Here is a 19978-nt window from a genome sequence, read left to right as displayed (position 1 = left end):
ATAAGGCGGTTAGCGGCATTGGTTCGGGGACACGCCAAACTGGCGACGAAAAGCGCGAGAAAAGTAGCTAACGTCGCCAAATCCGCAACGAACCGCAATATCGTTCACCGAATCATCAGTAAAACGCAGCTGATAGTGGGACTGAAGTAACCGCACACGCGCGAGATACTGCTGGGGAGAGACGCCGGTATAGTCGCTGAAACCGCGCTGAAGCGTGCGCCTGGAAAGGCTAAACTCGTGGCACAGCGCGTCAAGATCAAGCGGCTGCTGCCACTGGCCGTTGAGGCGAATCAGCACCTGGCTGATGCGATCTTCGCTGGAGTGGAAATCCTGGGTTTTGTAGCGCCACAGATTCAGAGTGTGCAACACCTCGAGAAAAATCATCTCTTTATGGCTTTCCGCCAGCAGCTTATCGCTGAACTCCGCTTCGTTGTGGCTGGCGAGGCGGTCAAACACCCGCTGCATAATACCCACGTCGACCTGCCAGACATTGCTCTCGCCTTCCTGCGGCAGGAGATAGTCGATCTGTTTGATAAAGTTAAAGTTATCGCGCCCCAGATAGAGCAGGTTCACCTGCTGTAAATCCTTCATCTCTTCAAACAGGTGATAGTCCTGCCGGTTCAGGTAGCAGAGCGTTCCGCTGCTCAGCAGCCAGGGCTTTTCATTAATGACGTGGATGCCGCTACCGTGCCCGACCAGAAACAGCTCGCAGTATTCATGGGTATGTTCATGGCTGATATTTTTTTCCGGGTGCCAGAAATGAAACACCACGCTTTCCAGCGGATGGTGAAAGTGGGTTTCCCGGGGCAGCACGAGCGGCATAGACACTCCAGATCCGTCATCACAATGAAGAGATAGTGATACCAGAATCAGCAGCGGAGACCTTGACCTGTTTGCCATCCGGCAGACCCGCCTGGCAAACAGAGAAAGCTTATTCAGCCTGGCTTAACATCACCATCAATTCCATCGGTGAGCGGCGCTGTTTAAGGAGATCGCGCATCGCTTTCATGTGTGGTTCGCTGTAGGTGAAGAAGCGGTGATATCCCTCGCAGAGCGCATTCTTACCCTCAGAAAATGAGGGTTCAGGGCAGGTACCGTGGCAGAAGCGCAACACAGAACATTCACCGCATGGGTTATCTGCATTGCTGGCTATCTGAGGGGAATAACCGCGCCAGATGGCGAGCGTGGATTCAAAAAGCTGAATCTGGATGGTGCTGATATCTTCCCGCACCCAGAGATCAAAAACGGCGCAGAGGAACGCGCCCCACTCTTCCGGCTGCACCGATCCCTCGCTGAGTTTACCTGACGCATCCCTTTCTATCTGCGGAATTAACTGCACTGAAGTCATTCCCGTTTGGCGAAGCTCGCGATACCAGTGCTGCGGTTGCAGGCAGTTTTGGCGGCTCACCATGCTGCGCAGTGACCCCTCTGGCATCATCGTGCCATTGGGACTACAGCACGCGATGGCGGCTTCAATGTGACGTCCTGTCATGCAAAATCCTTTATAAAAATAACAAGCTGATGAATATGGGTAACAGCAAACAACAATGCGAGTGATAACACCGCGAGGGAGATCAAAAATTTATCACGTACCGCACGCGGCTGAGTAAAATCGCTCTGGGTGATGTCCATGACGTTCCGATTACGGGTGTATTGCCAGAGGATGATAGCGACAATAACCAGTACGCCAATTGACACCCAGAACAGCCCACCGGCCTGATGCCAGTTATGCTTTAGCGCCAGCGCCATCAGCGCGCCATAGCCAAGCAGTGTGCGAAACCAGGCAAGCGAAGTGCGTTCCGGCTGCAGGCCGGGATCGGCCTCGCGGCGGGCTTTGCGGTTATCCGGCATAGAACACCAGAATCATCACCACCGCAGCGACCAACGCCAATATCAGGCTAATGACCAGTAGACTACGGGTGTAGGGGAGATCCTCTTTCAGGCGCATCGCTTTTTCATTGCGTAGCCAGCGAAGATAGCCATAAATCGCCAGCCCTCCCGCGAACAGACACAGCATCAGCGCCAGCGCTTCGCGGATCACCGGGGTCGCAAAATCCGGGGCCAATTGATCGAGCCCAACGCCCGCCGCCAGAAAGCCTAGCGAGGTACGGATCCATGCCAGAAACGTACGTTCGTTGGCCAGAGAGAAGCGATAGTCTGGTGCTTCTCCCACGCGGGAAATTTTCATGACGGCTCCTTGTGCCCAGCGAAAGTGAGTAAGTTACCTCAATAGCTTACGTGTTCTCGCTGCTTTTTACATCAGCGTGCACCGTCTCACATCCCAACACCTGAAAACTAAAATGCCCACCGAACAACGTTCGGTGGGCATGACGCGCTAAATCGGTACTTAGTTTAACGGTGGCCAGTAGTCTTTATTGGCCTCAATCAAATCATCCAGAATCGCTTTTGCCACGGAAGCGCTCGGCACCGTTTTCGACAGCGTAATCGCCTGCCACAGCTTGTGGTATGAACGATGTTCCCAGGCATCGACGACCAGTTTTTCAACCGCAACCTGCTGGCCCATCATTCCTTTCTGGAAGTTTGGAATATCACCCACCGTCAGTGGTTCCGGGCCGTTATGGCCGACGAGACATGGAATTTCGACCATCGCGTCAGCATCAAAGTTATGGATTGCACCATTGTTCGGCACTATGAGCAGCATTCTTTCCTGAGTGTTAAAGGCAATGGCGGTAGCAAGGTCGACGATGTAAGAAGCATGTTCGTCAATTTCCAGGTCGCCAGCCGAGGATTTACCCGCGGCAACAATCGCCCGGCATGCGCTGAACACATTCTTTTCACGATGATCCATCACTTCGTTGGCGCGGGTACGTTCCGGATTTGAATGCGCCACAACATAATCAGGGAACAGATAATATTTCAGGTAAGTATTCGGCATCGTGTCCGGATCCAGCGCCTGCACATCTTTCGCTTTGGCAAAAGTATCGTTCCAGCTGGCTTCCGTATGTGGGTCGTTTGATGGCGGAACATAGCCATATTTCGCGACATATTCGCGTAATTTAGGCATTAAATCGTTCCCCTGAAGGTCTTCAATAGATGTCCACCAGCCAAAGTGGTTCAGCCCATAGTAGCGAACGCGCATCTGCTTGCGGTCTTTCAGACCGACAATCTGCGCCATCCGTCCCTCAATACCGATAGGCATGTCGCAGATATTGAGGATTTTGGCCTCCGGACGCAGGCGACGAGTCGCTTCCGCCACAATCGCTGCCGGGTTGGAGTAGTTGAGCATCCAGGCATTTGGCGAGTATTTTTGCATGTAATCCACCAGCTCCAGCACGCCGCCAATGGAGCGCATGCCGTACGCAATACCGCCAGGCCCACAGGTTTCCTGACCCAACACACCGTGGCGCAGCGGGATCTTCTCATCCTTTTCACGCATCGGGTATTTCCCTACGCGAATATGCGCCATCACGAAATCAACGTCGGTAAAAGCGGCCTGTGGATCGGTGGTGTAGCTAAATTCAATATCCGGTGCCTGCTCTTTAAGAATCACCTTACAGGCTTCTGCAATCGTCTCCTGACGCGCACCGTCGTTGTCGTAAAATTTCAGCGCTCGCAGCGGAAAACGATCCTGATTTGCCAGCAACATCAACACGATACCTGGGGTAAAAGTACTGCCGCCGCCTGCGATAACAACTGAGAATTTTTTCATGATACTGCCTCCGTCATGGTGGTTTGTTCGGTCTGTAGAGAATCTTTCATCAGGGTTTCAAGCTGGTCGCGGACCTGTGGAACATGCAGGCCAACGATGACCTGAATGCCGTTTCCACGGCGCACCACGCCGTGTGCGCCCAGCGCTTTGAATACGTCATCACTTTGCGTTTTAGCCATATCGGTTAGCGCAATACGTAATCGGGTTGCACAGTTGTTGATGCTTTCAATATTGGCGGCTCCGCCCAGCGCCTGGAGGATGCCTGCCGCCTGGCCTAATTTCGTGTCACTCGCGTCAGCCGCTGAGGTTTTGCCACGCGCGGCCTGGTAGTCTGCTTTGCTGTAGAGTTTGATTTCACTGTCTTCACGGCCCGGTGTTTTCAGATTGAAGCGCAGAATTAAGGCCCGGAAGACGACGAAGTAGAGGGCGGTAAAGCACACGCCGATGCCTATCTGGGTAAACATTACCGACGCATGGTTATGGAACATCGGGATCCAGTTTTGCGGGATAAACTGGTCAAGAAGGCCACCGCCAAAGTTCCCCACCACGCCGCACATATACATCACCGTTGACATGGTGGCCGCCAGCACGGCGTGAATGGCGAATAGCAACGGAGAGATAAACAGGAAGGTGAACTCCAGCGGTTCCGTGATCCCTACCAGCATGGCGGTCAGCGTGGCAGGAATGAGCAACCCCGCGACTTTTATGCGGTTTTCAGGCGCAGCGGTGTAGTAAAGCGCCAACGCAATCCCGACTGAGCCAAACACTTTTGAGTTACCGTGCAGCGCGAAGCCGCCTTCCGGGAACAGCGCTTTGAGCGATTCGGTACTTTGGCTGAATTCCTGGAGATGCTGAGCCCAATAAACCTGAATTCCACCTTCAACCGCCGCCGGGCCAAAAATAAAGGGACCATAGACGAAGTGATGAAGGCCTGTTGGAATAAGAATGCGCTCAAGGAAGGTATAAACCCAGACACCCAAGGCCCCAGCACTGCGTAAAAATGCCTGCAGCGATTCAATGCCCATCTGGACTTTTGGCCAGCCTAAAAGTGTTAACCACGCGCAGGGAATCATGGCAAGGAAAGCCACAATCACAACAAACGATGAGCCCTGGAAAATACCGAGGAACACCGGCAGGGGTTTATCAAAATAACGGTTATGCAGTGCGGTTACGACACCCGAAATGACAATAGCGCCGATGATGCTGGTATCCAGCGTCTTAATCCCGGCAATCATCGTCAAGCCGCTTCCCGCGACGGGGTCAGCGGAGAAGTCGACGCCAAAAAAGTGGCCCCAGGTCATTCCCATGGCATTAATGAAGTAGTTCCAGGTCAGGAAACTAACCAGTACAGCCAAACAGGCTCGCCCTTGCGCCTGTTTAGCAAGTCCAATAGGTAAACCAACGGCAAAAATGAGCGGCATGTTTCTGAATACCGTCCAACCGCCCTCTTCAATAATGTGAACAATCTGAGCAAATAAGCTATCAGGTGCGGTGAGTGCTTCACCCACAAACAGCGGATTACGCAACATAATGGCGATACCCACCACAATCCCCGCGAAGGGAAATAATAAAACCGGGGTAAACATGGCGCCGCCAAAGCGTTGTATTTGACTGAGCATTTAGCAATCCTCATTTAACAACTCGTAGGGTAAGTGGCCTTATTAAGGTTGATTTCCGGCCTGCTACGAGAATAGGAATTACCCCGTCAGACAACATGCGGTGAGCGTGCGATTCGTGATCGCTTTCATGGTTTTAATTCACGCTATGTTGTCTAATTTTTAAGATAAAAATAGACATGTCATATGGCCTAATTCTATGCCGTTATGAACAATCTGATTATTTGCCTGTAATTGATTACTTTTTAATAAGAAACAGCGGTTCAATAACCCTGCGGGGATGGGGAATAGAGGTCTATAAGTGATCTATAAATCTATTGCTGAAAGACTGCGATTGCGGCTGAATTCATCCGACTTCAACATTGGCAGCCCAATTCCAGGCGAGAAAGCGTTAGCGCAGGAATTTGGCGTTGCGCGGATGACCATTCGAAAAGCGGTCGATCTGCTGGTCGAATGGGGTCTGGTGGTTCGCCGGCAGGGCAGCGGTACTTATGTTGCTCATAAAGACATCCACCACGAAACCTCTAACCTGACCGGGCTGGCCGAGATATTGCGCAAGCAGGGTAAAGAGGTCATAAGCCACGTCCTGGTTTTCGAGGTGATGCCCGCTCCACCCGCTATTGCCAGCCAGCTTCGCATTCAAATCAATGAGCGGATCTACTTTTCCCGAAGGGTACGCTACGTTGATGGAAAGCCCCTGATGCTTGAAGACAGCTATATGCCGGTTAAGCTTTTTCGTAACCTGTCGCTGGTGCATCTGGAAGGGTCAAAGTTTGATTACATCGAGAAAGAGTGTGGCATAACGATAAGCGGTAACTATGAAAGCCTGGCGCCGGTGCTGGCTGATAAGCAGTTGGCCCAGTCGATGAACGTACCCGAACAAACACCGCTGCTGCGTATTACCTCCCTTTCGTACAGCGACAGCGGTGAGTTTCTTAATTATTCAGTGATGTTTCGTAACGCCAGCGAATACCAGGTGGATTATCACCTCAGGCGCATCCAAAACCCTAGCTCATCCCCCAGAACAGCACCGCCAGAAGCTGAGGCGTGATAATGCGTAGGAACATCACCAGCGGGTAGACCGTTGCATAAGAGAGCGCCGCCGCACCGCTGGTCGCATGCAGGTTGTTGGCAAATGCCAGCGCCGGAGGGTCGGTCATTGAACCGGCCAGCATGCCGCACAGGGTCAGGTAGTTCATTTTCGCCAGCACCCGAGCCAGTATCCCCACGGTGAGCAGCGGAATGCCGGTAATCAGGATGCCGTAGCCAATCCAGCTAAGCCCTTCACCGTGTACCAGCGTTTCCACAAAACCTCCGCCGGATTTAAGCCCCACCACGGAAAGGAACAGCACAATTCCCAGCTCACGCAGCGCCAGGTTCGCACTGGGTGGCATAAACCAGTAGAGCTTGCCGATGCTGCCGATACGGCCAAGGATCAGCGCCATAATCAGCGGTCCGCCTGCCAGACCGAGCTTTAACGCCACCGGGAAGCCGGGGATGAACAGCGGGATAGAGCCGAGCAGCACGCCAAGACCAATGCCGATAAACACCGGCAGCATCTGCACCTGCTGCAATTTCTGCTGGGCATTGCCGAGATCGGAGGCCACGGCATCAATGGCCGCTGGACGCCCCACGAGGTTGAGGATATCGCCAAACTGCAGGCTGGCATTGCTGCTGGCGACCAGTTCAACCCCCGCACGGTTTAAGCGTGAGATCACTACGTCATAGCGCTGTTTATAGTGCAGATCGCGGATTTTCTTCCCTAATACCTTCTCGTTGGTGACGACCACCCTTTCTACTTTCAGGTCTGTACCTCGGGTGGAAAGCGATGTTTCAACCTCTTTGCCAATCACCAGCTGCGCGCTGCGCAGATCCGCTGGTTCGCCTACCAGATGCAGCAGGTCGCCACTCTCAATAATGGTTGTCGGTGACGGCACCATCAATGTTTCACCCCGTTTAAGGCGCGAGCAGATAATTTTATCGCTGTTGATCACCGGCACATCCTGAATCGCCATATGGTTCAGGTTAGGGTTCTCAACGCGGATATTGATGGTCTGAAGATGGGAGTGACTGGAACCCGTCTGCTCATCGAAGCGCTGGGCCTCTTTGTCGACGTTAATGCGAAAGAACAGGCGTACCAGCCACATGGTAAGCAGAATGCCGCAGATACCGAATGGGTAGGCCATCGCGTAGCTCATGCCCATCTGGTCCACGACGCTAAACGGTTCGCCAAGATCGCGCAGAATTTGCTGCCCGGCACCCAGCGCGGGCGTATTGGTTACCGCGCCGGAAAAAATGCCCAGCACGACAGGAAGCGGAATCGCGAAGATTTTATGCAGCAGCGTGGTGACCAGGCCACCAAGAACCACAATCAGAATGGCAAACAGATTCAGCCGCAGGCCCGAGACGCGCAGCGAGGCAAAAAAACCTGGCCCCACCTGAATACCAATGGTGTAGACGAACAGAATCAGGCCGAATTCCTGGATAAAATGCAGCATCGGGCTGCTTAGCGTGATGCCCGCCTGATCGACAAAGTGGCCGACGATAATCCCACCGAACAGCACGCCGCCAATGCCAAAGCCGATCCCCCGGATTTTGACGTTGCCAATCCACAGCCCGACCACCGCCACCAGCGCCAGAACGCTTACCGTCAATGCTATATCACTCATCGTATTTTCCCTGTGAATAACATTATTAACAGTATGGATTATGTCTGAGTCGGAGGGAGCTTGTATGTAGTACGGCGCACATTAATCGACTGAGAAAGCCTCACGAGTCAGGCGTGTCTTTGCCCTTAGCGGCAATTTCCAACTGTTGAATACTTTTATCAGGGGAAGGGAGTGATTCTGGCATCGTACCGCCAAGGTCCTTGATGGTCTGACGCACCTTTTGACCCACTTCGTAGTGCGTCTGATTGGCTAGTTGCTTTGTGCTGACTTCATCACGGCGCAGCTTTTCTTCGGTTTGCGTGGCGCGAAATAAATTGGCCGCAAGTTCGGTTGAGCCCATATGATCGAGGATTTTCTGGCTTTTCTTTAGCCCCTTTCGTTCGTGAATCGCCTTCTGATCGAGGCCGCCGTACAGGCCTTTGTAGCCATGATTCTGGAAGATTGCAAAATCGAGAGCAGTCTCAACGCCCGACTGCTGGGCCGTCTCAACCAGATAGCAGGCGTAGCGGGAAAGCCTGATATCTTCAAGCTGTCGATTAGCACCAGACCCCACTTCAACCATTTTGTTGGACTCAATAAAATGGTCATTTTTATTGATCATTTTTTAAACTTAAACACCCGTTGCAGCAAGGGGGCAAAACATGCCCTTACTCGCAAAAAAAGCCCCGATTTCTCGGGGCTAATTGGGCAATTCTGTTAACTATTCAGCGCTGGGCGCTCGCTAATGGCGATGCGCTGTGGCGCGATGGCTTCCGGCTCGTTGCGGGTAAGGTCGATATGCAGCAGGCCGTTGGTAAAGGTCGCACCGGCGACTTCCATATTTTCTGCCAGAGTGAAGCTCAGGCTAAAGGCCTGGGTAACCAGCCCCTGATGCAGCCATTTGGTCTCTTTTTCCTGCGGCTCTGGCGTGCCTTTTACGGTCAGGCGCGTGCCTTCGAGCTGAATATCCAGATCTTCCTGACGGAACCCGGCTAACGCTAAGGTAATGCGATAGTGGTTATCGTCGCTTTTTTCGATGTTGTACGGTGGGAAGGTCTGGCCTTCACTGGTGCTTTGCAGCGCGTTCGCCAGTTTGTCAAAACCGATCCATTGACGCAGCAGTGGGGATAAATCGTAGTTACGCATTGTGTTTCTCCTTCTAAGAAGCGAGTAAGTACTTTCCGGCTCCCTGACGGCAAGCCGATTGAGTGTTTAGCTAACGGGGCCGCACGGGCGGCCCAGCAAAATTAATTAATTTCGATACGGCGCGGTTTATCCGCGTCTGGAATAACGCGTTCCAGTTCGATATACAGCAGGCCGTTCACCAGGTTTGCGCCACGCACGTGGATGTGCTCCGCAAGCTGGAATTTGCGCTCAAAGTTACGCTCGGCGATGCCTTGATAGAGATAGGTACGTTCTTTTTGCTCTGCGGCGTGCGCGCCTTTTACCACCAGCATGTTGTCCTGCGCGGTGATTTCCAGCTCGCTTTCCGCAAAACCGGCCACGGCAATCGCGATGCGATAGTGGTTTTCATCAACCAGTTCAACGTTGTACGGAGGGTAGCCGCCGTTGCTTTGCGTTTGATTGTTTTCTAACAGGTTGAACAGACGATCAAAACCAATGGCTGAACGGTATAGCGGGGATAAGTCAAAGTTACGCATAGTTAAATAGCTCCTGAAAATCAGCGAGAAATTAATCACCTTCCATCATGGACAGGTTGTTGAAGCCTAAACACCCCGAAGGCGTGTTCCTCTTGGCTACACCTATAAAGTGTGGCGAAAAGAACCATTTTCAAGTCCTCATGTCTTACTTTTTTTGCACTTTCCCCCAGAGCGCTTAGACTGGGTTATGGCACAAAAGGCCAAAGTGCGACAACCGCCACAGAGCGGCAAACTGGTACTTCCTATTTTGGCAATGGGTCGATATAACCCGAAGAAGGGCTGTTTTATGCCCGTGACTAGAAGAACTCACTATGAAAAATGTTCTGCTTAAAACCGTGCTGGTTGGGGGGATCTTCTTATCAGGAGGGTGTTCCAGCATGATGTCACATACCGGCGGTAAAGAGGGAACCTACCCGGGTACCCGAGCGAGTGCCGCGATGCTGGGCGACGATGACAGCGGCTGGGTCGCCAAATCGCTGGTCGCCATCGATATGCCGTTTACCGCGGTCATGGACACAGTGCTGCTGCCATGGGACTTCTTCCGTAAGGACAGCTCCGTTCGCTCCCGCGTGGAAAAGAGCGAGCAGGAGACGCTGGCGACCAATTCGGTCATTCCACCCGCCCCCTGACTCAGCGGTGGGTTTCGGTTATCCATAGCTGGCGGAAGCCAGCCACCTCTTCCATCCAGGCAATATACTGGCCGTCAGGCGAGAAGACCACCGCGTCCGCCGACGGTGGGTTTGCGTGATCCGCCGTTAAAAAGGTCACCGCGCCAGACGCGACATCGCACATCGCGATACGCCCTTCCAGCACGAAGCCCAGCTCGTTTCCCGACGGATGCCAATTGAACGCCGACTGGATATCCGACGCATTGCGTGTCAGCTGGCGCGGTTCGCCGCCTTCTGGCGAAATAAGCCATAGCTGCACTACGCCGCGATCATCGCGCATCAGAAATGCAATTTGCGTCCCCTGCGGATGACTTCGCACCCAGTGACGCGGCACGTTCACCAGCCCAGGATAAGCACGTTGATGGGTAAAGGTCAGCCGCTGCTGGCGAACGCCTGCGGGCGGCGCAGGCAGTGTTGTCGCCGTTCCGGATAGCGGCGCGCTACCCGCCTGTTTCCATCCAGCTTCATCGCACGGTAGCGTAACCAGAAACAGCTCCGGCACTTTTTCACCGGTAAGCGAAACGGTATCGCCGATAAAAGCCAGCGCGGAAGAGCCAACCCAGCCCTCTTCATAGGCCCGATTGATCTCATCGCTGCCGGGCTGCGGTTGCGCCGTCGTCTGGCTCACCAGCACGCACCAGTGACTGCCGCCGTATTCACGCGGATGCTGGCCATTCGGAGTTACCGGGCCATAGGGCGCCGCCACGCCCACGTTGCGCTGATCCAACGCCGGGTGGTATTCGTGCATCACGTGATCGTTGTAGGTAAAACTGACGTACTGCCCGCAAGGGCTGTAGACGTGAACGTGGCTGCCGCCGCGTAGCGCGCCTGGGGTATAGGGAGAGGTGATATCCATCGCATCCAGGTTTTGGGTTTTCCCCAGCGAGGTGACCACGCCGCGGCGATGGTGAAAATCGTACTGCCACTGGGCATCCGGGTTTTCTGGGCCGTGGATAAACACGTATCGCGCTTCAGACGGGTGCACCGTGACCACGCCGACGTGCGCGCCTTCACTCGCACGATAAATCACCTCAACATCACCGCTATGTACGTTCACGCGTTCAATGGTTTCACCGGTAAACGAGGCGCCAGATGGGCGAACGTCGAAGACCAGCCACTGGCTGTCCGGCGTCCAGGTTCGAGTATTGGTAAGCTGATGATGACGTGGCGCAGAGGTGATTTGTTTCATAGGGGCAATCTCGTCAAGAACGGTGACCACAATCATACTTCACAAGGACTTCACTGACAGGTTTTAACGTATCGCCATCTCACTTATTACAGGCGATAAAAATGGAACATTTTGATGTAGCAATTATCGGACTCGGTCCCGCAGGAGCCACGCTGGCCAGGCGATTAAGCGGGAAAATGCGGATCATCGCGCTGGATAAAAAACATCAGGATGGAAACGAGGGCTTCACTAAACCCTGCGGCGGACTATTGGCCCCTGATGCTCAGCGTTCGTTCATTCGCGATGGCATGACGCTCCCCATCGATATCATTGCCAACCCGCAAATCTTTAGCGTCAAAACGATAGAGGCCAATGCTAATCTGCAGAGAAATTACCAGCGCAGCTACGTAAACATTAATCGGCATGCTTTTGATTTATGGATGAAATCGCTCATTCCTGATGATGTTCAGGTTTATCACGACAGCCTGTGCCGGAAAATCTGGCGCGATGAGGGGAAATGGTACGTGATATTCCACGCCAATGGAGAAGAACAGCAAATTACCGCCCGCTATCTGGTTGGTGCCGACGGTGCAAATTCACTGGTGCGCCGCTATCTGTATCCGCAACACCGAATTCGCAAATATGTCGCCATCCAGCAGTGGTTTACCGAAAAACATGCGTCGCCATTCTACTCATGCATTTTTGATAATAAAGTCACAGACTGCTACTCGTGGAGCATCAGCAAAGATGGTTATTTTATCTTTGGCGGCGCCTACCCAATGAAAGATGGGCAGGCACGCTTTGAGGCGCTGAAAGCAAAAATGACCACATTTGATTTTCAGTTCGGCGAACCGCTGAAAAGTGAGAAGTGTACGGTGCTATTCCCTTCACGCTGGAAGGATTTTGTGTGCGGTCACGGGAATGCTTTTCTGATTGGTGAAGCGGCGGGGTTTATCAGCGCCAGTTCACTTGAGGGCATTAGCTATGCACTCGACAGCGCTGACTTACTGTCTCACGTACTACTACAGTCAACCTCAGCGCCGAACGCCCATTATCAGCGCGCAACACGTCATTTGCGAAGGAAGCTGTATGGCAAAATACTCAAGAGTCGATTATTAACCACACCTTTGCTTCGCGTTGGCTTAATGAAAAGTGGCGTTTCCCACATCCATGAAGCCAGGTAAGTTAGTGCTTCTGGACGCTGTTATCTGCCTGCTGCGCGCTGGCCGCCAGCGTCGGAAAATCCTCCGCAGTGTAATAACGCGCCGGTGGCGGAAGCTGCTTCATAGACACGCCCGGCCATAGCTGCAATTGCCCAAGGTCGGCCAGGTTGACGCCCTGCCAACGATGCGGCAGCGTGAGACGCTGCGGCGCGCTCTGCTCACCCGGTACACGCGTTGGCAGGCGATTGTCGCCCATCTGGAAGTTACGATGCAGCACCAGATATTTCTCCGGGACACGACGCTGGCTGTTCCACCAGCGGCCGTCCAGCATATCGAAATGGAAGCGGGTCATCGCGGGGGGTTGAGCGCCCAGATGCATGAGCGCCTGGCTGAGCGCCGTGCCCATCGCCGCATTGTAGACGCCCTGGGAAACGGTCTGCCCGTCGAGGATCAGCGAGACGGCTAAGCGCGCGCCGAGCAGGTTTGAGTAGAGATCTTCCGGCGAAAAGGCAGAAACCCCCTCCGAAAAACCGGGAACGGATTCAAAACCGTACCACTGCGCAATTTCGTGCCACTCCGCGACCTGATAGGCCAGATGCGCCGCAAGCCAGGCGGCCAGCGTGTAACGCTCAGCGGGATCGGTGGGAGGAGTAAAAGCCGTAAAGGCCAGTCGGCGCTGCGCCAGCTCGCTCTCCAGATCGAGCGTAAACGCCTGCCCCAGCCGCGGCAGAAGCTGGCTAAAAATATAGACCGTCATGTCCGCCGTATCACGGACATGGGCGGTATCAATAAAGCCGCCACGGGTCGTGTAGAGAATGCCGTTATTCTCGCTGCTCAAGCCCGTCAGATTCTCCAGACCCGCCAGCATCTTATCGTTGTACTGATGCTGCCCAAGATGGCTGGCATAGGCCACGTTATCCAACTGGTAAAACGGTACCGGCATGCCCAGCAGCTCTGCGTGCAGGTTGTAGCCAAAAGCGCAGCACGGACGGAGCCCTTTGGGCAGCGGCTGCGGCGGCATGGCGGGCCAGGCGCTGCTGGCCTTTGAAGTGGCCTGAGTGCCTAAATCCAGCGCCACCGGCAGCGCGGCGTGGACCTGCGTCGCGGCGCACAGCGCCAGCAGCGTTATTGTTTTCACCCACTGCTTCAAAATGCTTCTCCTACCTGAAAGTAAAAACCACTACTACCTTTGCCAATACCGTAATCCAGACGGACATTCACCCGGGGCTTGAACTCAAAACGATAGCCAACACCCGCCGAGGGTAGCCAGCGTCCATCGTCCAGCGCGTGGAACGATGGCCCCATGGTCCCCGCCCCCAACCAGCCCACAACGCCATGCCGCCAATCGAGCTTGCGGCGATACTCCAGTTGACCGCTGACGGCGTTTTTATCCCGGTAGCGGCCTTCATAGTAGCCGCGCATCCGCTGATTGCTGCCGAGCAGCGGCATCATCGTCCAGGGAACGTCGCCCTGGGTAAACGCGCCATCCATCTCCCACGCCAGCACATTGTTGTCGTCCAGCGAGTGGTAGCGGCTGTAGTGCAATTGGTATTCATCAAAGCGAGTGTCGCTGCCGACATCTGGCGTAAAGCGGGTGTAGCGGAGATCGGCGTACTGCCCTTTGCGCGGGTTAGGGACAAAGTCGCGGTCGTCCCAGCTGAGATCAACGCTGCTGCCGGAGCTCAACACCGACGCGCCCTGGGCGGTTTCGTTAATTTTTGGCGGATCGTTATCGTCTATTTGCGTCGCATGCTGGGCATTCAGCGACCAGCCGATCCCCAGATAGACGTTCGGCGCCAGCCGGTGGAACAGCGTCGGGCGAAGGTCGAGAGCCTGGGCCGTGTACTGCTCTTTCTGACTGTCTTTATCGCCTGCGCTGAAGCCCTGTCCCCAGTAGTAGGTCGGGGTATCCGTCAGAGAGCCATCCAGAAAGAAACGCCAGCGATCGTCGGCGAAAAAGGCATAATTCTGCATCGTAATGCCAAATGCACCCGTCGAGCTAAAGTAGCCGCTGAGCGTCAGCGTTGAGTTTTGACTGACCGTATCGTTGGGGTCAGGACGATACATCCCCACCACCGCCGTGCCCACGCCAAGCCCCAGTTCAGGGGTATAAAATGGCCCCGGCATCACGCCCCAATCAATGCCTTTGCTGGCATCAAAGTTATCGCTAGCCCCGAGCGTTTTCAGCCAGCCGTCAACCTGCTCGCGGGTCGGCAACGCCGACTGAACTTGTCCGGCAAACAGGCAAAAAGACAGGAGCAGCGCGAGGCGTATCAAAAGCGATACTCTCCTGCCACAAAGAAGCTGTTGCGGTCGGCAAAACCAATTTCGGTGGTGACGTTGAAGTTGCGGGTCAGTTCATACTGTGCGCCTACCAGCACGTTCCAGGGGGACTGCAGATGCTGTTTGACGTCGAAGCGGCCTTTACCATCATGGTTTGCAGCAGTCACCATTTTCTGAAGCGCCGCAGACGGCATAGTGAGATCGCTCAGGCTGCCTTTAAATTCCTGCTGCACATCCTGGTACATACTGCCCACCCACAGGTTCAACTTGCCGGAAGGCAGATGCAGGGTATCGATGCCCGGCGTGTTAAAACGATAGCCAATACGCGGAGAAATAGTGAACGCGTTGATGCTGCCATCCAGAATATCGAACTGCGTCTGGGTATAGTTGGCGTCGAAGGCGGTAAACCAGTTGCCGACGCCGCCGACCAGCGTGGTGCCGATGCCGTAGGTGGTACCTTTAAAATCGAGCTGGAAGGCCAGGTTCTGCAGCTGGTTTTTATACTTTGGCAACAGTGGAATTGAGTGTCCATTTGGTCCAAGCACATCAACACCAATCTGCGAAACGGAATGCCCGTCGGTATACCCTACCAGGCCATACACGTTCATAAACGGCAGCAGCCAGGCATCCAGCTTTACCGTTTCGGTTTTGCTTCTTTCGCGGGTATTGCCCACGTTGATTTTAAAGGCGTTATCTAGCGAATGGCCTTTCAGAGACAGTCCGTTAAAATTGATACTATCTACATCAATATTCTGCCGGATATTCATGTAGTTAATATTCACGCCAAACGGTAATGGCAGCGCATAACCACGCTTACGCGCTTCGTCGCCTAAGAAGGGTAAAACGGAGTGACTTTCTTCCGGCGCAGCAGCCGTAGGTTGCGCAGGCAAAGGGGTGGCCTGACTATCATCCTGATAGCCATAAAGCGGTGTCAACGTCGAGTCAGAATCCGTCGCAGCCCAGGCCTGAAAAACCGTACAGGATGACATCATCAGCACCAGACGGATGCGTTTTTTGATCATAAATGAAGCGTATGTGCAGGCAGGTTTGCCCGGAGATAAAAGAGGGGGGAGAGTAAATAAATTACGTATTCATTGCGGGGACTTCCGTGCGGTTTCACACCTGATAATACAATAACAAGTTTGCAAACAATCTTAAGGTTAGTGCCCGGACGATGCCGGGCAACGGGAAAATCAGGACAGGACGTATTTTTCAATCGCCCAGGCAACGCCGTCTTCCAGGTTTGATTTAGTGACGAAGTTCGCCGCCTCTTTCACCGCCGGAATCGCGTTATCCATCGCCACGCCAACACCCGCGTATTCAATCATCGCAATGTCGTTTTCCTGGTCACCGATAGCCATCACCTCTTCCGCCTTGATGCCCAGCACATCGGCCAGCGACTTCACGCCGGTACCTTTGTTCACGCGCTTATCGAGGATTTCGAGGAAGTACGGCGAGCTTTTCAGCACGGTGTATTTCTCTTTGACTTCTGGCGGGATACGGGCAATCGCTTTATCCAGAATAGCGGGTTCATCGATCATCATCACCTTGAGGAATTCAGTTGCCGGATCCATTTTTTCGGCTTCGCAGAAGACCAGCGGGATGGTGGCGATAAAGGATTCGTGCACGGTGTAGTAGCTGATATCGCGGTTCGCGGTGTACAGCGTGTTGCGGTCCAGCGCATGGAAGTGAGAGCCGACTTTACGCGACAGTTCTTCCAGGAAGCGGTAGTCATCGTAGTTCAGTGCGGTCTGCGCCACGGTGCTGCCATCACCCGCTTTCTGCACCAGCGCGCCGTTGTAGGTAATGCAGTAATCTCCCGGCTCGTTCATCCCCAGCTCTTTCAGGTAGCTGTGCACACCGGCGTACGGACGCCCGGTGGTCAGGACCACGTTAACCCCTTTTGCACGTGCTGCAGCCAGCGCGCTTTTTACCGCAGGAGAAATAGTGTGGTCCGGTAACAGCAATGTTCCGTCCATGTCGATTGCAATAAGTTTAATAGCCATGAGATCCCCAGGTTAGATGAGTCTGTTCTCATGCTAACGCGATTGAGCTCAAAAAACAGTAACCCGCCGCGCTTAAAACGGGGATACAACGCAAGAAGCGTGCTCCCCTTTTGCCGAGTCGTTAGCCGAAGAGCTTGCCGCCTTTTAGCAGATCCATCCCTGCTGACAGCAAATCGTTATGTGCCTGCGGGTCCACTTCGCCTTTTGGCGACAGTGCATCGACGATTTTCGGCAGGTATTCCGCCAGCATCGCTGAGGCAGAGCTGGCATCGGTGCCCAGCTTTTCCCCCAGATCCGACACGGCGGGCGCGCCGAGCGCCGAGACCACCTGGTCACTGCTAATCGATTGATTACTTTGCTGATTGCTTATCCAGGATGAAACGATGTCACCGAGTCCGCCGCTTTGCAGCTTCTCCAGCAGCGCCTGAATACCGCCCTGCTCGTTTACCCAGCTCAGGATAGCCTGATATTTACCCGCATCGCCGCTGAGCAGCGAGCCTACGACATCATCAAAAAGCCCCATATTTCCACCTCAGAATGACGGTTAAGTGAAGACGTAGAGAAGTATAGTCCGTGGGTGGCGGGCATAAAAAAACGCCTGAAAAAATTCAGGCGTTTTTGGCGTTGGTTTCCCGACGTCGGCCGGGCGACGACACGGATTAGATATCGATGTTCGCCGCTTTCAGGGCGTTCTCTTCGATAAAGGCACGACGCGGCTCAACGGCATCACCCATCAGGGTGGTGAACAGCTGGTCAGCGGCAATCGCATCTTTCACGGTCACGCGCAGCATACGGCGGCTGTCTGGGTCCATGGTGGTTTCCCACAGCTGATCCGGGTTCATCTCACCCAGACCTTTATAACGCTGGATAGCCAGACCACGACGGGACTCTTTCACCAGCCAATCCAGCGCCTGCTCGAAGCTGGAAACCGGCTGACGGCGTTCGCCACGTTCGATGAACGCGTCTTCTTCCACCAGACCACGCAGCTTCTCGCCCAGCGTGAAGATACGACGGTATTCGCCACCGTTAACGAACTCGCTGTCCAGCACGTAGTCGGTATCTACGCCGTGGGTACGGACGCGAATAATCGGCTCGAAGTGCTGCTGTTCAACGTTGTGCTGAATATCAAACTTCCACTGGCTGCCGTGCTGTTCTTTTTCGTTCAGTTCGGTCACCAGCGCGTTCACCCAACGCGTCACTTTCTGTTCGTCGGACAGGTCATCTTCCACCAGCGTTGGCTGATAGATAAGCTCTTTCAGCAGCGCTTTAGGGAAGCGACGTTCCATACGGTTGATCATTTTCTGGGTCGCGTTGAACTCGGCAACCAGTTTCTCCAGCGGCTCACCCGCTAACGCTGGTGCGCTGGCGTTGGTGTGCAGGGTTGCGCCATCAAGCGCGATGGAGATCTGGTACTGGTCCATCGCTTCATCATCTTTGATGTACTGTTCCTGCTTGCCTTTCTTCACTTTGTACAGCGGCGGCTGTGCAATGTAGACGTGACCGCGTTCAACGATTTCCGGCATCTGACGATAGAAGAAGGTCAACAGCAGCGTACGAATGTGCGAGCCGTCGACGTCCGCATCGGTCATGATGATGATGCTGTGATAACGCAGTTTGTCCGGGTTGTACTCGTCGCGACCGATGCCGCAGCCCAGCGCGGTAATCAGCGTGGCCACTTCCTGAGAGGAGAGCATCTTGTCGAAGCGCGCTTTCTCCACGTTGAGGATTTTACCCTTCAGCGGCAGAATCGCCTGGTTCTTACGGTTACGCCCCTGCTTCGCAGAGCCGCCCGCGGAGTCCCCTTCCACGAGGTACAGTTCAGACAGCGCCGGGTCGCGTTCCTGGCAGTCGGCCAGTTTGCCCGGCAGGCCTGCTAAGTCGAGCGCGCCTTTACGACGGGTCATTTCACGGGCTTTACGCGCCGCTTCACGCGCACGCGCCGCGTCGATAATTTTGCCGACCACGATTTTCGCGTCGGACGGATTTTCCAGCAGGTATTCGCTCAGCAGTTCGTTCATCTGCTGTTCTACCGCCGATTTCACCTCGGAGGAGACCAGTTTATCTTTGGTCTGAGAGGAGAACTTCGGATCCGGCACCTTCACGGAAACCACCGCAATCAGGCCTTCACGGGCATCATCACCGGTGGCGCTGACTTTGGCTTTTTTGCTGTAGCCTTCTTTGTCCATGTAGGCGTTCAGGGTACGGGTCATCGCCGCACGGAAGCCTGCAAGGTGAGTACCGCCATCACGCTGTGGAATGTTGTTGGTGAAGCAGTAGATGTTTTCCTGGAAACCGTCGTTCCACTGCAGCGCAACTTCAACGCCGATACCGTCTTTTTCGGTGGAGAAATAGAAGATATTCGGGTGAATTGGCGTTTTGTTCTTGTTGAGATACTCAACGAACGCCTTAATGCCACCTTCGTAGTGGAAATGGTCTTCTTTACCGTCACGCTTATCGCGCAGACGAATAGAGACGCCGGAGTTCAGGAACGACAGCTCGCGCAGGCGTTTTGCCAGAATCTCGTATTCAAACTCGGTGACGTTGGTGAAGGTTTCGTAGCTCGGCCAGAAACGCACCATGGTACCGGTTTTTTCGGTATCGCCGGTCACGGCCAGCGGTGCCTGCGGCACGCCGTGCGCGTAAATCTGACGGTGAATTTTGTTATCACGCTGGATAACCAGTTCCAGTTTCTGGGACAGAGCGTTAACCACGGAAACGCCCACGCCGTGCAGACCGCCGGAGACTTTATAGGAGTTATCGTCGAACTTACCGCCAGCGTGCAGAACGGTCATGATGACTTCCGCAGCAGAAACGCCCTCTTCCGGGTGAATACCGGTTGGGATACCGCGACCATCATCCTGTACGGAGACGGAGTTGTCGCTGTGGATGGTGACGATGATATCTTTGCAGTAACCAGCGAGCGCTTCGTCGATAGCGTTATCCACAACCTCGAATACCATGTGGTGCAGACCGGTGCCGTCATCCGTGTCGCCGATATACATACCCGGGCGCTTACGCACCGCATCCAGCCCTTTCAGGACTTTGATACTGGAGGAGTCATAAGAATTCGACATCAACGTTTCTCGCTCATTTAA

The 19978-nt window shown here is 54.2% G+C and carries 19 protein-coding genes and 1 pseudogene; 3 read left to right on the top strand and 17 right to left on the bottom strand.

What is annotated here, in order from left to right:
* Window positions 1–9 precede the first annotated feature (9 nt).
* The 6 genes from V6944_RS03885 to V6944_RS03860 all read right to left on the bottom strand — a co-directional run bounded on the left by V6944_RS03885 (window position 10) and on the right by V6944_RS03860 (window position 5289).
* Complete coding sequence (locus V6944_RS03885) at window positions 10–822, bottom strand: helix-turn-helix domain-containing protein (RefSeq protein ID WP_333497962.1); 813 nt, start codon at window positions 820–822, stop codon at window positions 10–12.
* Window positions 823–931: 109 nt separating this feature from the next.
* Window positions 932–1492 (bottom strand): radical SAM protein, encoded by a 561-nt coding sequence (locus V6944_RS03880; protein WP_333497961.1) that lies wholly within the window; start codon window positions 1490–1492, stop codon window positions 932–934.
* Window positions 1489–1851 (bottom strand): DUF202 domain-containing protein, encoded by a 363-nt coding sequence (locus V6944_RS03875; RefSeq protein ID WP_333497960.1) that lies wholly within the window; start codon window positions 1849–1851, stop codon window positions 1489–1491. Before V6944_RS03875 ends, V6944_RS03880 begins: the two co-directional genes overlap by 4 nt.
* Window positions 1841–2188, bottom strand: a complete 348-nt coding sequence (locus V6944_RS03870; RefSeq protein WP_123650977.1) for a YidH family protein — start codon at window positions 2186–2188, stop codon at window positions 1841–1843. Before V6944_RS03870 ends, V6944_RS03875 begins: the two co-directional genes overlap by 11 nt.
* 159 nt (window positions 2189–2347) lie before the next feature.
* On the bottom strand, window positions 2348–3670 hold the full coding sequence (locus V6944_RS03865; RefSeq protein WP_333497959.1) for a 6-phospho-alpha-glucosidase: 1323 nt from the start codon (window positions 3668–3670) through the stop codon (window positions 2348–2350).
* Window positions 3667–5289: an alpha-glucoside-specific PTS transporter subunit IIBC gene (locus V6944_RS03860; protein ID WP_333497958.1), complete on the bottom strand. Its 1623-nt coding sequence runs from the start codon at window positions 5287–5289 to the stop codon at window positions 3667–3669. The genes V6944_RS03865 and V6944_RS03860 overlap by 4 nt, the downstream gene beginning before the upstream one ends.
* A 298-nt stretch (window positions 5290–5587) precedes the next feature.
* On the opposite strand from V6944_RS03860, the gene V6944_RS03855 reads away from it, so the two are divergent.
* Window positions 5588–6337 (top strand): GntR family transcriptional regulator, encoded by a 750-nt coding sequence (locus tag V6944_RS03855; protein ID WP_333495360.1) that lies wholly within the window; start codon window positions 5588–5590, stop codon window positions 6335–6337.
* Here the strand turns inward: V6944_RS03855 and V6944_RS03850 are convergent.
* The 4 genes and pseudogenes from V6944_RS03850 to ibpA all read right to left on the bottom strand — a co-directional run bounded on the left by V6944_RS03850 (window position 6294) and on the right by ibpA (window position 9595).
* Window positions 6294–7955, bottom strand: a complete 1662-nt coding sequence (locus V6944_RS03850; protein WP_333495359.1) for a putative transporter — start codon at window positions 7953–7955, stop codon at window positions 6294–6296. The two genes, V6944_RS03855 and V6944_RS03850, sit on opposite strands and share 44 nt — an antisense overlap.
* Before the next feature lie 100 nt (window positions 7956–8055).
* Window positions 8056–8541: pseudogene (locus V6944_RS03845) on the bottom strand (DNA damage-inducible protein D); the annotation flags it as partial.
* Window positions 8542–8651: 110 nt separating this feature from the next.
* Window positions 8652–9080, bottom strand: a complete 429-nt coding sequence (gene ibpB / locus V6944_RS03840) for a small heat shock chaperone IbpB (RefSeq protein ID WP_185668145.1) — start codon at window positions 9078–9080, stop codon at window positions 8652–8654.
* Window positions 9081–9181: 101 nt separating this feature from the next.
* A complete protein-coding gene (gene ibpA, locus V6944_RS03835) occupies window positions 9182–9595 on the bottom strand; it encodes a small heat shock chaperone IbpA (protein ID WP_035896433.1) in 414 nt (137 codons plus the stop codon).
* 311 nt (window positions 9596–9906) lie between these two features.
* Between ibpA and V6944_RS03830 the strand changes: the two genes are divergently transcribed.
* Window positions 9907–10224, top strand: a complete 318-nt coding sequence (locus V6944_RS03830; protein WP_333497957.1) for a YceK/YidQ family lipoprotein — start codon at window positions 9907–9909, stop codon at window positions 10222–10224.
* A gap of 1 nt (window position 10225) precedes the next feature.
* On the opposite strand, the gene V6944_RS03825 is transcribed toward V6944_RS03830, so the two are convergent.
* Window positions 10226–11452 carry a DUF3748 domain-containing protein gene (locus V6944_RS03825; RefSeq protein WP_333497956.1) on the bottom strand — a complete coding sequence of 409 codons (1227 nt, stop codon included), beginning with the start codon at window positions 11450–11452 and terminating at the stop codon, window positions 10226–10228.
* A 101-nt stretch (window positions 11453–11553) separates the two neighbouring features.
* Between V6944_RS03825 and V6944_RS03820 the strand changes: the two genes are divergently transcribed.
* Window positions 11554–12615, top strand: a complete 1062-nt coding sequence (locus tag V6944_RS03820) for an FAD-binding protein (protein WP_333497955.1) — start codon at window positions 11554–11556, stop codon at window positions 12613–12615.
* 1 nt (window position 12616) lies between these two features.
* Here V6944_RS03820 and V6944_RS03815 read toward each other — a convergent pair whose 3' ends face one another.
* The 6 genes from V6944_RS03815 to gyrB form a co-directional block, all read right to left on the bottom strand.
* Complete coding sequence (locus V6944_RS03815) at window positions 12617–13744, bottom strand: DUF4056 domain-containing protein (RefSeq protein ID WP_442910718.1); 1128 nt, start codon at window positions 13742–13744, stop codon at window positions 12617–12619.
* Entirely contained in the window at window positions 13741–14871 is a 1131-nt protein-coding gene (locus V6944_RS03810; protein WP_442910717.1) for a BamA/TamA family outer membrane protein, read from the bottom strand. The genes V6944_RS03815 and V6944_RS03810 overlap by 4 nt, the downstream gene beginning before the upstream one ends.
* Window positions 14868–15899 (bottom strand): hypothetical protein, encoded by a 1032-nt coding sequence (locus V6944_RS03805; RefSeq protein WP_442910716.1) that lies wholly within the window; start codon window positions 15897–15899, stop codon window positions 14868–14870. Before V6944_RS03805 ends, V6944_RS03810 begins: the two co-directional genes overlap by 4 nt.
* Before the next feature lie 171 nt (window positions 15900–16070).
* Complete coding sequence (gene yidA / locus V6944_RS03800) at window positions 16071–16883, bottom strand: sugar-phosphatase (protein WP_333497954.1); 813 nt, start codon at window positions 16881–16883, stop codon at window positions 16071–16073.
* 121 nt (window positions 16884–17004) lie between these two features.
* Window positions 17005–17406 carry a YidB family protein gene (locus V6944_RS03795; RefSeq protein WP_333497953.1) on the bottom strand — a complete coding sequence of 134 codons (402 nt, stop codon included), beginning with the start codon at window positions 17404–17406 and terminating at the stop codon, window positions 17005–17007.
* A 136-nt stretch (window positions 17407–17542) separates the two neighbouring features.
* Window positions 17543–19957 carry a DNA topoisomerase (ATP-hydrolyzing) subunit B gene (gene gyrB / locus V6944_RS03790; protein ID WP_333497952.1) on the bottom strand — a complete coding sequence of 805 codons (2415 nt, stop codon included), beginning with the start codon at window positions 19955–19957 and terminating at the stop codon, window positions 17543–17545.
* Between the last annotated feature and the right edge of the window lie 21 nt (window positions 19958–19978).

The sequence above is a fragment of the Kluyvera sp. CHPC 1.2972 genome, assembly GCF_036759925.1.
In the GTDB taxonomy this organism is placed as follows: domain Bacteria; phylum Pseudomonadota; class Gammaproteobacteria; order Enterobacterales; family Enterobacteriaceae; genus Kluyvera.
The sequence above is the reverse complement of the archived record's forward strand: the minus strand, read 5'-3'. Positions and strand labels throughout refer to the sequence as shown.

Coding starts and splice junctions, on each gene's coding strand:
- V6944_RS03885 (WP_333497962.1), bottom strand. CDS start 822: ATGCCGCTCGTGCTGCCCCGGGAAACCCACTTTCACCATCCGCTGGAA.
- V6944_RS03880 (WP_333497961.1), bottom strand. CDS start 1,492: ATGACAGGACGTCACATTGAAGCCGCCATCGCGTGCTGTAGTCCCAAT.
- V6944_RS03875 (WP_333497960.1), bottom strand. CDS start 1,851: ATGCCGGATAACCGCAAAGCCCGCCGCGAGGCCGATCCCGGCCTGCAG.
- V6944_RS03870 (WP_123650977.1), bottom strand. CDS start 2,188: ATGAAAATTTCCCGCGTGGGAGAAGCACCAGACTATCGCTTCTCTCTG.
- V6944_RS03865 (WP_333497959.1), bottom strand. CDS start 3,670: ATGAAAAAATTCTCAGTTGTTATCGCAGGCGGCGGCAGTACTTTTACC.
- V6944_RS03860 (WP_333497958.1), bottom strand. CDS start 5,289: ATGCTCAGTCAAATACAACGCTTTGGCGGCGCCATGTTTACCCCGGTT.
- V6944_RS03850 (WP_333495359.1), bottom strand. CDS start 7,955: ATGAGTGATATAGCATTGACGGTAAGCGTTCTGGCGCTGGTGGCGGTG.
- ibpB (WP_185668145.1), bottom strand. CDS start 9,080: ATGCGTAACTACGATTTATCCCCACTGCTGCGTCAATGGATCGGTTTT.
- ibpA (WP_035896433.1), bottom strand. CDS start 9,595: ATGCGTAACTTTGACTTATCCCCGCTATACCGTTCAGCCATTGGTTTT.
- V6944_RS03830 (WP_333497957.1), top strand. CDS start 9,907: ATGAAAAATGTTCTGCTTAAAACCGTGCTGGTTGGGGGGATCTTCTTA.
- V6944_RS03825 (WP_333497956.1), bottom strand. CDS start 11,452: ATGAAACAAATCACCTCTGCGCCACGTCATCATCAGCTTACCAATACT.
- V6944_RS03820 (WP_333497955.1), top strand. CDS start 11,554: ATGGAACATTTTGATGTAGCAATTATCGGACTCGGTCCCGCAGGAGCC.
- V6944_RS03805 (WP_442910716.1), bottom strand. CDS start 15,899: ATGATCAAAAAACGCATCCGTCTGGTGCTGATGATGTCATCCTGTACG.
- yidA (WP_333497954.1), bottom strand. CDS start 16,883: ATGGCTATTAAACTTATTGCAATCGACATGGACGGAACATTGCTGTTA.
- V6944_RS03795 (WP_333497953.1), bottom strand. CDS start 17,406: ATGGGGCTTTTTGATGATGTCGTAGGCTCGCTGCTCAGCGGCGATGCG.
- gyrB (WP_333497952.1), bottom strand. CDS start 19,957: ATGTCGAATTCTTATGACTCCTCCAGTATCAAAGTCCTGAAAGGGCTG.